This is a genomic window from Paenibacillus sp. F4 (assembly GCF_002894905.1).
GTDB lineage: Bacteria > Bacillota > Bacilli > Paenibacillales > Paenibacillaceae > Paenibacillus > Paenibacillus polymyxa_B.
Genome location: NZ_POVS01000009.1, coordinates 341,234 through 356,150, shown reverse-complemented (window position 1 = coordinate 356,150; position 14,917 = coordinate 341,234). Strand labels below are relative to the sequence as shown.

Annotated in this window: 13 protein-coding genes and 1 pseudogene; 10 read left to right on the top strand and 4 right to left on the bottom strand. The window is 45.1% G+C overall.

Features of this window, described 5'->3' with window-relative positions; genetic code table 11:
• Positions 1 to 42 precede the first annotated feature (42 nt).
• The 9 genes from rpiA to C1T21_RS08590 all read left to right on the top strand — a co-directional run bounded on the left by rpiA (position 43) and on the right by C1T21_RS08590 (position 7,903).
• Entirely contained in the window at positions 43 to 711 is a 669-nt protein-coding gene (gene rpiA / locus C1T21_RS08630; RefSeq protein WP_103047938.1) for a ribose-5-phosphate isomerase RpiA, read from the top strand.
• The gene (locus tag C1T21_RS08625) at positions 711 to 1,160 is read left to right on the top strand and encodes a VanZ family protein (protein WP_103047937.1); all 450 of its coding nucleotides are present in this window, start codon (positions 711 to 713) and stop codon (positions 1,158 to 1,160) included. The genes rpiA and C1T21_RS08625 overlap by 1 nt, the downstream gene beginning before the upstream one ends.
• 199 nt (positions 1,161 to 1,359) lie before the next feature.
• Positions 1,360 to 1,821, top strand: coding sequence for a MarR family winged helix-turn-helix transcriptional regulator (locus tag C1T21_RS08620; protein ID WP_013309820.1), 462 nt, complete (start codon positions 1,360 to 1,362; stop codon positions 1,819 to 1,821).
• 194 nt (positions 1,822 to 2,015) lie between these two features.
• Positions 2,016 to 3,080: a cobalamin B12-binding domain-containing protein gene (locus tag C1T21_RS08615; protein ID WP_103047936.1), complete on the top strand. Its 1,065-nt coding sequence runs from the start codon at positions 2,016 to 2,018 to the stop codon at positions 3,078 to 3,080.
• 49 nt (positions 3,081 to 3,129) lie between these two features.
• Complete coding sequence (locus tag C1T21_RS08610; protein WP_103047935.1) at positions 3,130 to 4,845, top strand: ATP-binding protein; 1,716 nt, start codon at positions 3,130 to 3,132, stop codon at positions 4,843 to 4,845.
• A gap of 54 nt (positions 4,846 to 4,899) precedes the next feature.
• Positions 4,900 to 6,138 carry an MDR family MFS transporter gene (locus C1T21_RS08605; protein WP_103047934.1) on the top strand — a complete coding sequence of 413 codons (1,239 nt, stop codon included), beginning with the start codon at positions 4,900 to 4,902 and terminating at the stop codon, positions 6,136 to 6,138.
• Positions 6,139 to 6,172: 34 nt separating this feature from the next.
• On the top strand, positions 6,173 to 6,727 hold the full coding sequence (locus C1T21_RS08600) for a nucleotidyltransferase family protein (protein WP_103047933.1): 555 nt from the start codon (positions 6,173 to 6,175) through the stop codon (positions 6,725 to 6,727).
• Between the two features lie 43 nt (positions 6,728 to 6,770).
• Positions 6,771 to 7,193 (top strand): GNAT family N-acetyltransferase, encoded by a 423-nt coding sequence (locus tag C1T21_RS08595; protein ID WP_103047932.1) that lies wholly within the window; start codon positions 6,771 to 6,773, stop codon positions 7,191 to 7,193.
• Between the two features lie 71 nt (positions 7,194 to 7,264).
• Complete coding sequence (locus tag C1T21_RS08590; protein ID WP_061831326.1) at positions 7,265 to 7,903, top strand: GDSL-type esterase/lipase family protein; 639 nt, start codon at positions 7,265 to 7,267, stop codon at positions 7,901 to 7,903.
• Positions 7,904 to 8,007: 104 nt separating this feature from the next.
• Here C1T21_RS08590 and C1T21_RS08585 read toward each other — a convergent pair whose 3' ends face one another.
• The 4 genes and pseudogenes from C1T21_RS08585 to C1T21_RS08570 all read right to left on the bottom strand — a co-directional run.
• On the bottom strand, positions 8,008 to 8,889 hold the full coding sequence (locus C1T21_RS08585; RefSeq protein WP_028542754.1) for a TetR/AcrR family transcriptional regulator: 882 nt from the start codon (positions 8,887 to 8,889) through the stop codon (positions 8,008 to 8,010).
• Positions 8,886 to 11,966 (bottom strand): efflux RND transporter permease subunit, encoded by a 3,081-nt coding sequence (locus tag C1T21_RS08580; protein ID WP_103047931.1) that lies wholly within the window; start codon positions 11,964 to 11,966, stop codon positions 8,886 to 8,888. The genes C1T21_RS08585 and C1T21_RS08580 overlap by 4 nt, the downstream gene beginning before the upstream one ends.
• Positions 11,963 to 13,366, bottom strand: a complete 1,404-nt coding sequence (locus C1T21_RS08575; protein ID WP_134903016.1) for an efflux RND transporter periplasmic adaptor subunit — start codon at positions 13,364 to 13,366, stop codon at positions 11,963 to 11,965. Before C1T21_RS08575 ends, C1T21_RS08580 begins: the two co-directional genes overlap by 4 nt.
• 235 nt (positions 13,367 to 13,601) lie before the next feature.
• Positions 13,602 to 13,985 (bottom strand): annotated as a pseudogene (locus C1T21_RS08570) (tetratricopeptide repeat protein); the annotation flags it as partial.
• A gap of 416 nt (positions 13,986 to 14,401) precedes the next feature.
• Between C1T21_RS08570 and C1T21_RS08565 the strand changes: the two are divergent.
• Positions 14,402 to 14,914 (top strand): histidine phosphatase family protein, encoded by a 513-nt coding sequence (locus tag C1T21_RS08565; RefSeq protein WP_103047929.1) that lies wholly within the window; start codon positions 14,402 to 14,404, stop codon positions 14,912 to 14,914.
• Positions 14,915 to 14,917 lie beyond the last annotated feature (3 nt).

Genomic DNA, 14,917 nt, shown 5'->3' with positions numbered 1-14,917 from the left:
GGATGATGATCAATACTAGCCTATATAGCGGGAGAGATGATAATGAATTTGAAACAAAAAGCGGCCGAAAAAGCGGTTGAGGCGATTCAGGACGGCATGAAAGTAGGACTTGGTACAGGATCGACAGCCTTTTGGGCTATTCAAAAAATTGGTGAGCGTGTAGCGCAAGGATTACATATACAGGCTGTAGCTACATCCCAAGCTTCGGAGGATCAGGCCAGGGAGCTGGGAATTCCCATCATTCCGTTTGATCGGATTGGAAGGCTTGACGTTACCATCGACGGTGCAGATGAGGTGAACGAGCAGCTGGTGCTGGTGAAAGGTGGAGGCGGAGCCCTACTGAGAGAGAAAATTGTGGAAAGCAATAGCGACCGATTAATTATTATTGTCGATGAGTCCAAGGATGTGAAGGTGCTGGGTGCATTCCCTTTACCCGTTGAGGTCGTACCCTTTGCCAGTGAATGGACGTTGGAGGCTTTGCGGCAGACGGGCTGTAAAGCGGAGTGGCGTATGAAAGACGGCGAGCGCTTCCTTACGGATAATGGTAATTATATTGCCGATTGTCGATATGGTACGATCGAGAATCCGCAGGAATTGGAAATCCGCTTGAATCAAATTCCGGGTGTAGTCGATAATGGACTGTTCATTAATATGGCGGACCAGGTTATTATCGCACGGGCTAATGGACAGATCGACGTCCGTAACAAGTAATGTCTAGGACTCGCCTGCTTCATCATGTGGCATTGGTGTTATTGATTTTATATACAGGGCTTCTATTATATTGGATGTTTCTCGGTTTTGGTCGTATATTACGGCCAGGACCCCTGTATTCGTATAATATTGTTCCGTTTGATACGATCAGACAATACTGGCGGGCAATGGAGTCGTTTCCTTTTCGGGTATGGGGTGTTAATTTGCTCGGCAATATTGGCGTATTCATTCCCTTCGGTATCCTTGTGCCTATCATTTGGGTGTCTATGCGAAGTATAGGCAGTCTGTTGTTAACGATAGTGATCGCACTGGTCATTCTTGAGGTGTCCCAAATGCTGCTGGGCGCAGGTACAATGGATGTAGATGACATCATACTGAATGTTCTGGGAGTATTATGCGGCCGTGTTGCCTACGTATTTTTACGTAAGAAGTTAGGGATTGCAATATAATTGTCCTGCTCTTTGGATCAGTGCTTTAAGACTGTCTAAGAGCGGGCTTTTTTTACATAATGTACTGTAACCTTCACATAATAGACGGTAATTCCTCCATTTATAGGCCGTAGGAGCAGGGGAAGGAAGGCTTAAACTTGACAAAAGTGCACAATTAAGATATCTTGGAATAAAGATATGAGTAACGGAGGCTGTTAATATGTCTGTAAAACCAGATGATCAGGACTTAGCGCTTAATTTGTTCGTGGTTCTGGCTCGTGCTTATAATTCGGTCACGTCCCGTACGAATCGGGACATTCATAGTCATGGTTTAAATACAACAGAATTTGGTGTGCTTGATCTGCTGTATTATCGGGGACCACAACCTTTGCAGAAGATTGGAGAAAAGGTACTAATCTCTAGTGGAAATATTACGTATGTGGTAGATAAACTTCAGAAAAAAAACTTACTTACCCGTCGTGCATCACAAGATGATCGGCGTGTGATTTATGCAGAATTGACTGATGATGGACGTCATTTCTTTGAGCAAATATTCCCGCAGCATCATCGTGTCATTATGGAGACCGTGGATGGCTTATCCGTGGAAGAGAAGGAGCAGGCTATTCATCTGTTAAAAAAGCTTGGACTCACGGCTGAGGGGCAGAAGAGTAACGGATCATAAATTGTGCATGTGCAGGTTAAATCTGCTTTAGATAAAATACCGACTTCTCGGTATTTTATTTTTTTGTCGTATTTTGGGGGAGTAGGGTTAATGTAGAGGCATAAATCAGGTATAATTATCTAATAGTCACGTCCGGAACAAATTCCCCAGTACCTGTTTCGAATACAAATACCTTGTCGGGGAAGGAGCTGTACATGAGTATACAGCAATATACCGCAGGTGAATCGCTATTGATGCAAGCAGGAGCTTTGGCTGAATTAGTTACCCATAAGCAATACGAATTACAGCCCGATCTTTTGCAGCGTTTTGGGGATAACGGTAAAATAAAGACAAAACAGGATTCTATATATAGCTTGAACTATTTAGCTGAAAGTGTAATCATGAACAGCCCTATTTTATTTACACAGTATGTTTCCTGGTTAAAAAAGCTTCTGGAGGGTTTCGGCATAACCCAAGAAGATTTGAGCATCAATTTCAGATTAATCCAGGAGACGTTGGTAGAACACTTCGATCATACGGATAAAGCCATGGTGCTGGAGCATCTGGATTTGGGGATACAGCAAATTGGGAAGAAAGAGGAGTATGCCTCTTTTATTACAGATGATAATCCCTATGCTGCTGACGTGGCTCAATATTTGGAATATTTACTCTCAGGTAATCGCAGACAGGCTTTGGATTGGATCGTTCGTTTGCTGAATGAGGGCATCTCTATTCAACATACGTATAAATATATTTTTCAAATTTCGCAATATGAAATAGGTCGTCTATGGCATGAAGGCAAAATCACCGTCGGTCAAGAGCATTTTTGCACTGCCGCGACTCAATTTATTATTTGCAGCCTGTACCCCAGATGGATGGGGAGTGGAAGTAAGGAACGCTGTCTCGTGGCGGCGTGTGTAGGTAGCGAGCAGCATGAAATTGGTCTGCGTATGCTGGCTGATATATTTGAGATGGATGGTTGGGATACGTACTATTTAGGCGCCAATGTACCTAACCGGAGTCTGCTTCAGGCCCTTGGGAGTTACAAGGCGGATGTGGTGGCTATCTCAGCTACCATGGCTTACCATGTCCATCTAGTGAAAGAGTTGATTGCTCTCATTCGGCAAGACCCAACGACTAGCCATGTGAAAATTATGGTCGGAGGCTTACCTTTTAATCTCGATTCCCACTTGTGGCAGGAAGTAGGGGCGGACGGATACGCACCAGGTGCGGAGGAAGCGCTGGAGGTTGCAGGTGACTTACTTTCGCTCAGGAAATAAGGTTAGTTTTGTGAACCTGTAAGTCATTTTGTAAAGGGGGCCTTTTAATATGAAGGAACCGGCAGCAGAAATGGCTGTCCTGCGTAAAACGGTCGAACAATTAACGGATGAGATTGTGAAAAGCAAGGCTGAGGAAGAAAAGCTGCTGAATGAATTTTCATCAATGAACAACGAGCTGGTCAATCTGCAGCGTCAGCTTGCCAAAAGCAATGCGGAATTAACACGGACGAAGGAAAAAGCGGTACGGGCTAATGACCTAAAGAGCACTTTTTTGGCTGTGGTTAGTCATGAATTCAGAACGCCAATGAATGGAATACTTGGAATGATCGAAATGTTAGGTTCATCCAAACTTTCCCCTGATCAACGACAGGCCATCGGTGTGATACGTGAGTCAGCCTCCCTGTTGTTGAATATGATTAATAATCTGCTTGATATATCCAAAGTGGAAGCAGGACAGATGGAACTGGAGATCGGAAATGTCAGAGTTCAGGCGATTATGAGCCACGTTGCTCAGTTGTTGGAGCCGCAAATCTATCAGATGGGTAACCGGTTGAGTATAGAGACCGATACCAGTGTGGCAGAGCATCTGGAGGGAGATTCGGCAAGGATCATGCAGATCTTGCTCAATCTGTTGAACAATGCGAATAAATTTACGAGTGAAGGATTGCTCATCGTTCGAACAAAATTAGTGGAGGAAACAAAAGATTCCCAACGTGTTCGATTTGAGGTGCAGGATTCGGGTATTGGGATTTCACCGGAGGATCAGAATAAGCTGTTTCAGCCCTATGTACAAGCCGGTGAAGGCATCGCCTCCCAATATGGAGGAACGGGTCTGGGGCTATGGATATGCAGTTCATTTGTGGAACTCATGCAGGGAGAAATTGGGGTCGTCAGTAAAGAAGGCCAAGGCTCCACGTTCTGGTTTGAAATTCCCTTTATGAAAGGATCGGAGCAGGCAGACGAAATGGAGAAGCATGAAAATGGTGATTTGAAGGCATTTAGCGAGTTGCTGCGTGAGCATAGTCATTCTCAAACTATTTTGGTGGCTGAGGATAATCGGGTGAATCGGCAGGTGGTGCAATTACAGCTTAACCACTTGGGATTCCAGCATATTGATTTTGCTGAGGATGGACAAGCTGCTGTAAGAGCGGCCTCCGAACGATCCTACGCTTGTATTCTAATGGATCATCATATGCCTCTGCTGAATGGTCATGATGCGGCAAAAGCGATCCGCCAGCGGGAAGCAGAAAACCAGCAACCACCTGTACCGATCATTTCTTTGACCGGAAATGTGTCCGAGGAGGATCAGGCACGGGGCCAGGAGGTTGGAGTGAACGATTACTTGATGAAGCCAGTAACGATTGAAAAGCTCTCTGAAAAGCTTGTCAAATGGCTTCCAAAGCCGGAAACTGAGCCGATTTTGGATGAGGAAGTTATACGTGAAATTATGCTGCTGGACGAGGATGGCAGCACGGGACTACTGGAGTCATTGGTCGAAATGTATACAAGTGATACACCTGCCAAAATCAATAGGTTAAGAGAACTGGCTGCTGCGGGCGAAGCCACAAAAGTAGTAGAGGCTGCTCATGAGTTGAAATCAGGCAGCGTGAGTCTGGGGGTCGGGCGTTTGTCCTCGTTGCTGTCCGATATTGAACAGCTTGCACGGGAGAACCGACTTGAGAATGCGAAAGCGAAGTTGTCTGCGCTCCAATCTGTCTATCAAGCAACGTGTTTAGAACTGGAACGCTATATTCACCACTGCTAGACAGGGTTCCCCCTTGTTAGACTTGCATACGGAAGGAGGACGTAAGAGACATATATGAAAGAACAGTTGCGTTCCATTCACCCGCTGGCCTGGACGATTATTGTCGGTACTATTTTTGGGCGGATGGCGACATCCATGAGTATCCCGTTTTTGTCTATTTACCTTACCACCCGTCTAGGGGTGTCCCCCTTTCATACGGGGGTGATCGTATCGGTCAGCTCGTTGGTCGGCATTTTTGCCAGCTTTTACGGTGGATATATTTCAGATCGAATCGGACGGCGTAAGGTGATGCTGGTGTCCATTGCGAGCTGGGCGCTTGTATTCGTTGCTTTTGCGTTGGCGGAAGCGGCCTGGGCCTTTTTTGTCATTAATGCTCTGAATGGACTGTGCAGATCCTTGTTCGAGCCAACCTCACGGGCACTGTTATCAGATGTAACCCCGAAGGAGAAAAGACTGCTTATCTACAATATGAGATATGCGGCCATTAATGTTGGGGTGGTGGCAGGGCCGTTGCTTGGTTTAATGTTAGGATCTGCATCCACTGGTACGCCGTTTATGGTAGCTGCTGGTGTGTACGCATTGTACGGGGTACTGTTGTTGATCCAATTTGCCCGGTATGCATCGGATCTGCATATAGGTACAACGGCGGGAGAGGCTCCACTGCGAATGGGTGAGGCATTCCGTACAGCCAGCCGTGATCCGGTGTTTATGCCGATTTTGCTGGGAACGGTATTTTGTGTGATGGGCTATGCTCATTCCAATTCCACAATGCCTCAATTCTTGTCCTTATCCTTCGCAGAAGGAACCCGATGGTTTACATACATGCTGACGGTCAACGCGGTTTGTGTATTGGCATTTCAATATCCGCTGGTGCGACTGGCAAGTCGATTTTCCCCGGTGAATTCCTTGATTGCAGGGAATATATGTATTGCGGTCAGCCTGTTGCTGTGCGGTATGCTAAACTCAGGCTGGATGTTTATACTGGATATGGTGCTGTTCACGGTTGGTGAAGTGTTATTGTTCACGATGTTGGACGTACTGATTGACCAAATTGCAGATGCTCAATATAAAGGGACCTACTTCGGTACAATCGGCTTTAATAATTTGGGAAGCGTGCTGGCTCCTTTATTTGGTGGCTGGTTGCTGGATATCTATGGTCAAACGGCGCCGCTTGCCGTTTTTGTTCCGGTTGCCCTGTCGGTTGTGATTGGCATTCCGTTCCTTCTGGTCGCACGCCGCCGTCTGGTGCAGCGTACAGCACGGATCGCGGCTCAAGGAGGAGAATCGGTGTAGCAACTGTCATCATAAAAAGGGAGTTGAGTGCAGGATGAAGTCGGAAGAAAATGTGCTACGAATCATACAATATATGAATGATCCGCAGGTACTGCAAGACTTGCGTTATGTGCGAGAGCTGAAGTTGCCGCAAGGATGTATTGCCGCAGGCTATGTGCGTAACCGGGTTTGGGACAAGCTCCATGGCTATACAACTGCTACACCTTTAAACGATATTGATGTTATTTATTTTGACCCGAAAAATACGATAGAGGAACGAGATGAGTATCTAGAATTGTCCTTGAACCGTAAGCAGGCCGGACGTAACTGGTCTGTCAAAAATCAGGCTCGGATGCATATTCGCAACGGGGAGGCTCCGTATTCCTCGGTAGAGGATGCGATGAGCCGCTGGCCAGAGACGGCGACGGCTGTGGCGGTTAGATTGAATGACAAGGATCAAATAAAGGTCATTTGTCCGCATGGATTGGAAGATTTACTGGATATGCGGGTACGGCAAAGCCCTTTGTTTCGTCACACAACAGCTTTTCGTCAGCGTGTATTTGAGAAGCAATGGCTTGATAACTGGCCGTTGCTTATTATGGAGAATTAGAGTGTAATCCTAATTTCAGGATATTAAGGAGAGACGACAAACAATGTTTAAAAATATAAAAACAGATTCAGATCGTGAGGAGGTTCTGGAGTTGTTAACCTACGCTGTGCTGGATCACCCTGAACGCGGAGAAGCAGCTTTACGTACCTATCAAGCCTCGGATGACTGGAAGCTGTTCGGTGTAGAAGATGAAGGACTTATTGTAGGTATTGTCGGCTTTGAGGAGCAGGAGGATGGTACAACCGTAATCCGTCATCTGGCCGTGTTGCCTGAAAACCGTCATAGAGGATATGCCAGAGGCATGCTGCTTACGCTCATTCAGGAGCGTAAGCCGAAACGGCTTACTGTGGACACAGATGCGGAGGGGGCAGATTTCTTTCGCAACGTGGGCTTTGCCGTCTATGGATCAGAGGATTTGCCGGATGGTGGGCAATTCCATTGTGTATATGAAATGGACGAAGAATAAGCAAATCCCCGGGTCCCGCCTCCCTCTTTCAACATAAGATATGTTATGTAGAAAGAGGGAGGTGGGTTTCATTGGCGTACCACTACACAGCGATTGGAGATTCTTTAACGACAGGTGCGGGGACGTTGCTGAGTGGCGGATTTGTACCAATCTATCGGCGAATGGCAGAAAGACATCTCCGTACGCCAGTCAGTTACGAGAATCTAGGAATCAATGGGCTGACATCGCAGGAGTTGCTGTCAATGGTCCGCAACAATCCGCTTTTTCGGTCGGCGCTCAGCCGGGCTGAACTTATAACAGTAACGATCGGCGGGAATGATCTGCGCCCATACATCAGCGCCCTTGCTGGAGGTTCTGGCTTGTCGGGTTCTTCCATTCCGCAAGCGTTGAATCACACAAAAGAACATGTACGCCAAATTGTACATGCCCTGTATCAGATAAAGTCCGGTCAGCGTGAGCCATTTATCATCCGAATGGTGGGATTATATAATCCTTTTCCAGGGGTGAGGGAGGCGGGAGTATATGTGCGCCAGTATAACTCGTTTCTCTATACATTGGGCGGACCAAATTACCGGGTGGCGAACATTTACCCCGCATTTGAGGGCTATGAACGGGCACTGCTTTCGTTAGATCGGGTGCATCCGAACAGTCGTGGTTATCGCGTGATTGCGGAAGAGTTGAATCGGCTTGGTTATGCGCCGTTACGGTGAGCGTGAGAGGATGCTTTGGATCGGACAAAGTATATTAAAGAAAGAGGTTCATGATGGCAGTAGAAACTGACCATCATGAACCTCTTTTTATGCATTTCGGCGTGCTAAATCTCCAATACAGCCTTCAGCTTGGTACAGTCTTCCAGCAACTCGGGCAGCTGCCCCAAAAATAGAAGGAGGGCTTTCACGTGAGCTATTTCCACGTTTTCTTCCGAGATCTCACGCTGTAATCTGCTTAGGATTTGCACATATTCATTCCGGGTAGCTTCATTTAATTTAGTTTGTTTCAGAACCGTATCTATACGTTGCAGTGCATAGGAGATTTGTTTTCCTTTGGTCCAGATTTGATCAGAATCTTCATAAAATACGGAATCGCGGCCCCACATGATTTGATGTTGAACATCAGGGCTCAACATTCCTTGTGCCAGTATATCCGTAATGCTGACAATAAATTCAGCCAGTGTTTGATGCTCCGTCGAGGACAGTTCTGAATCGCTCATTCGGAAGGAATTAATAATGATACTTTTGATGACAAAATTGATATCGTGCGCATAGTCACGTATAGATTGTCCATAAGCATCAATTAAGAAATCAACCATCACGTTAGACAAATAATGTTCAACACGATCAATGGCTTGTGCGATTTTTTCTTCCTTAGAACCGATTAAAGGGACGGAGTATACCAGCAAATGAACTTTATTCTTATAAATCCGGCCCAGCGCAATCAAATACAGTTGTCTCAACTTTTCACGGGAAGGTAGCTGGTGCTTCAAATAAAGTTCTTTAATATCTGCATCAAGAAGTTTTTCAATCAGGACGATTGTCCCCAGCAGCAACTCTTCTTTACTTTGAAAGTATTTATAAAAGGAAGCCTTGACCATCCCGCTTTTGCGGGCAATTTCATCCACCGAGGTGGCATCGTACCCTTTTTCAGAAAACAGGGAAAGGGCGGCATAGATAATATCTTCACTCGTTATTTTTTTCATTGTACCCCCAATTTTTTGCTCTGTCTCTTTAATTTCCAGCGGGCAATAACCATATACAGGGACGGAACCACAAACATCGTAAGAATGGTCGAGTACATCAATCCAAACATAATGGTATACGCCAGCGGTCTAAACATAAGCTCTCCAATAAGCGCAATCGGAATCAGACCGACAATGGCTGTCAGTGAAGTAAGCAATATGGGACGGAAACGCGCTTTGGTCGCTGCAACAACGGCCTCCTTCAGTTCGATCCCTTCATGTCTTGCATCCTCAATAAACTCAATCAGCACAATGCCGTTACGTACGACAATACCTGCCAAGGTCATTAAGCCCAACACGCCCATAAAACTAACCGGCGTATTTAGAATGAACAAGCCAAGAAATCCGCCTGCTGCTGCCATATACACGGTAGTCAATATGATGAGTGGAGTCGAGAAAGAATAAAATTGCAAAAAGATCAGCATGAAGATTAATAGTATGACGACAACATATAACCATCCTATTTCTGATAAAATGTCATCTTGTCCTGAAATCTCGCCGCCAATTTCCCAAGTGTAGCCTGGAGGAAATTTAATGTCCTGCAATTTAAGCTTGACATCCTTCATGACTTCGGAAGCTGTACGCCCGTGAACTTCAGCTTCAACAGTAATCGAACGTTTTAAATTATAATGGTTAATTTTTTGTGTTGCAAAGGATGGTTTCAACTCAGCCAATTGAGATAAAGGGATTTGAATACCATTGGCATTGGTCACATTCAATTGCTGAAACAAAATTTCAGGATTTTGATCGGTTTGGCTTAGCTTCAGCTTAATATTGATCAAATCTTTCCCCGTATCAAATCGGCTAAAGCTCACGCCATTACCCATTAACAAGAGTGTACGTGTCAGATCATTATTGCTTACCTGATATTGATCCATCGCTTGTTTGTTGATTTGGAAATCCAACGTATATCCTTCATTTTCCATATTATCTTGTATGTCCTGTGTCCCTTTGGTAGCCATAATGCCTTCTTTTAACTGCTGTGACAACGAACGCAACTGATCTACATCATTGCCTAAAATCCGAATGGAGATCGGCTTACCGAGAGGCACCCCCACTTTGGCTATTTTCAAGGAAATGGATTGACCCGGATAACGATCCTTTAAGATGGAGGGCCATTTGTCTGCCATTTCATCGGGATCAAATGTACCTTCTTCCCCAATAATAGCAATTTGACCCACGGTTGTGCCTGTTTTGGCGTCAGCGGTCATATCTTGAAACAACCGGGGAGCGTCGCCGCCAGCCGCATAACTGATCGTTTCCACATGAGGTTGCTGCTTCACCCATTTGGCAATATCCTCGGTGACCCGCTTGGTTTCTTCTATAGAAGTACCTGTAGGCATACGCACATTAATGCTTAATTCCGGATCGTTGGTTCTGGGGAACAGGTCGATCGGAATCAGAGCAAGTATGCCGTACAGCGTGGTACTGATCAATAATCCTAATGCAGCATATAATCCAGGTTGCTTAATGACTCTCGGAATCAGCTTGCTGGTATATACGTTACGAAGAGCATCAATTTGTTTTCCCAGCAGTCCCGACGGCTTCATGGTGGAGTTGGGCGTTTTTTGATTTCGTTGTCCATACCATTCTCTAAAGATTGGGATGACGGTAAAGGACATGAGCATGGAAGCCAATAACGTAAAGATAACAGCAAACGGTAATGGTTTGATAAGGGAGCCTGCATCGCCTGATAAAAAGAACAGCGGGGCAAAGGAGGCTACAGTTGCCAGGGTTGCGGTCAAAATGGAAATGGAAACTTCTTTCGTTCCATTTAATGCTGCTATCTTGGGACTCTCGCCCAAGGTCATCATTCTGCGTTCAATATTATCATTAACCACCACAGCATCATCGACTAGAATCCCCATTACAATAATCAAGCCAATGACCGTAACCTGATTCAATGTTATTCCGAGCATAGGGAGAATAATGAGACCTATGGCGATTGAAATAGGAATAGCCAGTGCCACAAAAGAGGATGTAATCAGATTCAAGCCCAATGTACATACGATCACAACCGCCGCAATGGCAAACAGCAATTCACGGGTCAAGCCATGAAAAATATGATCAATCCGCTCGGTCTGTGAAAATAACGTATTCAGTTGAAACGTATTAGGCAGATCTGATTTTAACAACTGCATTTCTTGATTTACTTTACTATAAATCGTGTCTACGTCAGAGCCGGTATTACCGTTAATCGTCAGCGTAATAGCTGGTTTACCGTTAAAAAAGGCCATATAGCTGCTGGTGTTATGTGTAAGCAATACGGTGCCCACATCACTGAGATACACAGGAGCGCCGCTGTCCGTTCTGGAAATAATGACTTTCCTCAAATCCTGAGCATCCTTGGACTGCTTTACATTCAAGCGATAGGTACGTTCATTGTAATCCAGATTGCCTATCGGATATTGCTCATTTTCCTTCTGCACTGCACTCATGAGCTGTTCCCAACTGATATGGTACTGTTGGAGCTTTTGAGCATCAATCTGAATCTGAACCTCTTGATCCGGTAATCCCTTGATTGTTACTTCCGATACACCGGGAATGGTTTTTAATTGATCCTTCCATGATATCACCATATCATTTAGTTGATACAATTGCTCCACAGAGTCCCCCGTGATGGCGTAGGAATGGATAAATACTTTATTCAAATCATCGTTAACGACAGGCTTTTGAGCATCTGTGGGCAGAAAAGATTGGGCATCGTTCATTTTTTTGCGTAATGTATCCCAGACTTCTGCGGCATTGGCGTTGCCTTCTGTCTCAATGATAATCGTCGAAAGTCCATTTTCGGATGTAGAAGAAATCTTTTTAATATGATTGATTTCTTTCATTTTTTGTTCCAGAGGCTTCGTGACCGTTTGTTCTACCTTTTGGGGTGTAGCTCCAGGGTAGAGGGTCGTGACCACAGCGGTTTTCTTGATAATATCCGGCGTTTCCTGCCGGGGAAGTTGAGAGACACTATATAGCCCGGCAACAATCGCCATGATAAAAATAAAGAGGGTCAGTTTTTTCTTTTTGATAAAATATGCAATCATTTGCTCGTTCCCCCCATGATCTGAACGAGCAGCCCATCGTAGATCAGGTTTACTCCGGTGGTAACGATACGATCCCCGACATTCAGCCCCTTGGTAATTTCGAGCTTATTGTTGGACATCTGACCGACATTCACGACCGTCTTGACCGCTTTGTTGTTCACCACTTTATAGACAAAAGTATCTGTACCGTTATTAATGACAGCTTTGGCTGGGAGCAAAATTTGCTCACTCTGAGTCAGTTGGCGGCCTGCCTTTATGACTTGTCCCGGGGCCCAATCATGCTGGGTGTTAGGAACAATCACTTCCACGTTGATACTGCCCGTATTGGTGTTGGTGGCCGGATAAATTTTACTGACCGTTCCTTCTCTGTTCTCATCGTACAGTTGAAGCTGGACTGTCTGACCTTGCTTCCAGTTCGTGATTTCATGATCGGGAACAGGGAGCAGCACCTTGAGCTTGTCGATTTGTCCGATACGATATACCGGCTGTCCAGCGCTCGCCAATTGTCCCACCGTTGCTTTTTTCTCCAGAATAACGCCGGAAATGGGGGCTTTTAAAGCTGTCTTGGAGAGGGAAAGTTCGGCTTGCTTTTTGGCAATGACCGCTTGCTGATATGCCGCAGTTGAGTTATCTCGGGAGGCTCCAGCCTGTTCCTTCGCAGCGATAGCAGCTTCTTTCCCAGCTTGGGCTTGCTGTAGGCTGGATTCTGCCGATTGCCGATCTTCCAATGTTGCTCCCTCCTGGATTAAGGAGAGGGCTTCTTGTGTATCCTCCAGGTCCTTGGTGGCATTGGTCAAAGCGAGCTGCGCATTTTCATAATCGTTTTTGGTTGCAGCTCCCTGATCATATAAAAGCTTGGTGCGTTCAGCGGTGGCTTGTGCTTTAGTCAAAGCGGACTGTGCTCTTTGCACTTTGGTTCGGACCTGTGCCCTTTCTTGCTCACGGGCACCCTTGTTCACTTTGTTGACTCCAGCTTGAGCTGCTGCTTTTTGCGCGTCGGCGGATTGAATGGAGGCATCTGCGCTGGAAATGGCGGCTGTAGCATTTTTGATACCTGCCTGTGCTTCAAGAATGGCCGTATTAGCCTGCTCCAGTTGGAGCTGATAGCTGGATGGATCAAGTTTGCTCAAGATCTGTCCTTGGGATACAGAGTCTCCTACGTTCACAAGTGTGTCACGTATCAGACCGGATAACTCGAACGATACGGTGGTGTCTTCATAGGGCTGTAGTGTGCCTGAAAGGTGAAAAGAAGCAGACAGCGGTTCTTTTTTTACAGTTATTGCTTCCACCTTTTGCTTTTGTTGTTCTGCTGCATCATTTTGACTCAACCCTGTAGATGAGCAAGCTGAGGTAAACAGAAGAATGAATATAGCAGATATGTAGAGACTGGGTTTTAACAAGATGATCATCCTTTCTGTCTTTTTGTACTTCAAAGTTTATGTATAAACTCATTAGTTCATAAACGGATTATATGACCTGATTTGTGGCATGTCAACGACTGATTACAAAAAAATGCCTCAAATTTAGGATGCGAAAGGGAGCCGATTCAGGTCCGTGGAAGTACATGGTAGACAAACGTAAAAACGACCTTTCTCAAAAGAAGAGAAAGGTCGTTAAGGTAAAATATAGATCCGTCTAGCCTATTAATTTACGGAATAAGCTGCGTACAGCCCACTTGCGCTCACTTCGTTTACGGTATTTGGGCAGAGAACGATAGACGGCAATGGACTGGTTAAAGGCTGCCGTGGCCTCATCCTTGCGTCCCAGCATTCGGTACATCAAGCCTGTCAGATAATAGCCTTCGCTGGAAGAGGATTGAATTTCCTGAAATTGCTGCAGAAAGTGCAGAAACTTATTTACGTCGTGTTCCTTGAAAGCTGCGGCTAAATGCAAATAAGGCTCACCGTATTGTACCCGCGGGTTAATGTCCAGTGCTTTCAGTAAATGCAGTTCACCATCTTCCAGATGGCTCGTGTGTACTTCGGCTGTTCCTCGTGCATTCCAATAGTTTGCTGAATCTTATCCTGCTCCCATTCGCGTGACATATAATTATCCATATTTTTAAAAATTCAAAACATATCCCATCTCTGAATTCGTACCTTTGACATGAATACCAATACCGTCGACCAAGCTCCTGTTGCTTTTCAGACATACGGTCACTTTCAAATTTTTTGTGGCTTTTCTTGCTGTAAAGATAGATTCAAAAGATTCTATCCAGTTTTTCATGTCATAGTATCCATTCTAATCTCCCCTCAGATTTTCAAAGCTATACAAACTGAACTGTAAATACTTAATTATAAATCTTCTAAATACGCTTTGTTAGTGCAACATAAGGGGGCTATAAAAACTGTAAACCATAAATTTACATATATAAATGGAGATTGTTTTACGAAGTATAGATTAGTCTTAAAAAAATGAACTAGGAGGTCAGGATCATGAGTTTGTCCACTGCCAATGTCAGCAGACCCAGCACAGAGCAGGTTCAACGGCTTCAGAAAGGAGGGTATATACTTTATTTTCGGCATGCAGAACCGTTTCCTCGCTCTGGCGACTCAGAATTAAGTGAAATCGGTCAAGAGCAGGCAACTGCACTTGGGAATTTTTTTAGAGAACAAAATATTCCAGTACAGCTGCCGGTGGTGACAAGTTCTGCGCGAAGAGCTCAGCAAACGGGGAAAGCGGCTTTTCAGAATATCCATGTGGAAGAGGCTTTATATGATATGGACACGTTGTTCAGGGAGAATCCAACCGAAGAAGAACAGGCAAGGAAAAATCGATTGCTGACTCTTTTGGAGTCCAACCCTGCGGAAGGATTTAATAAGGTATTGATCGCTCACCAATTTACCTTTAACGGCGAAGTAGATCCAATTCCTTATTTAGGGATGATCATGCTGATGCCTAAGGGAGATGCGGAAGGCTATGAGGTTGTTGATGTTTTCCATTTTTGATGC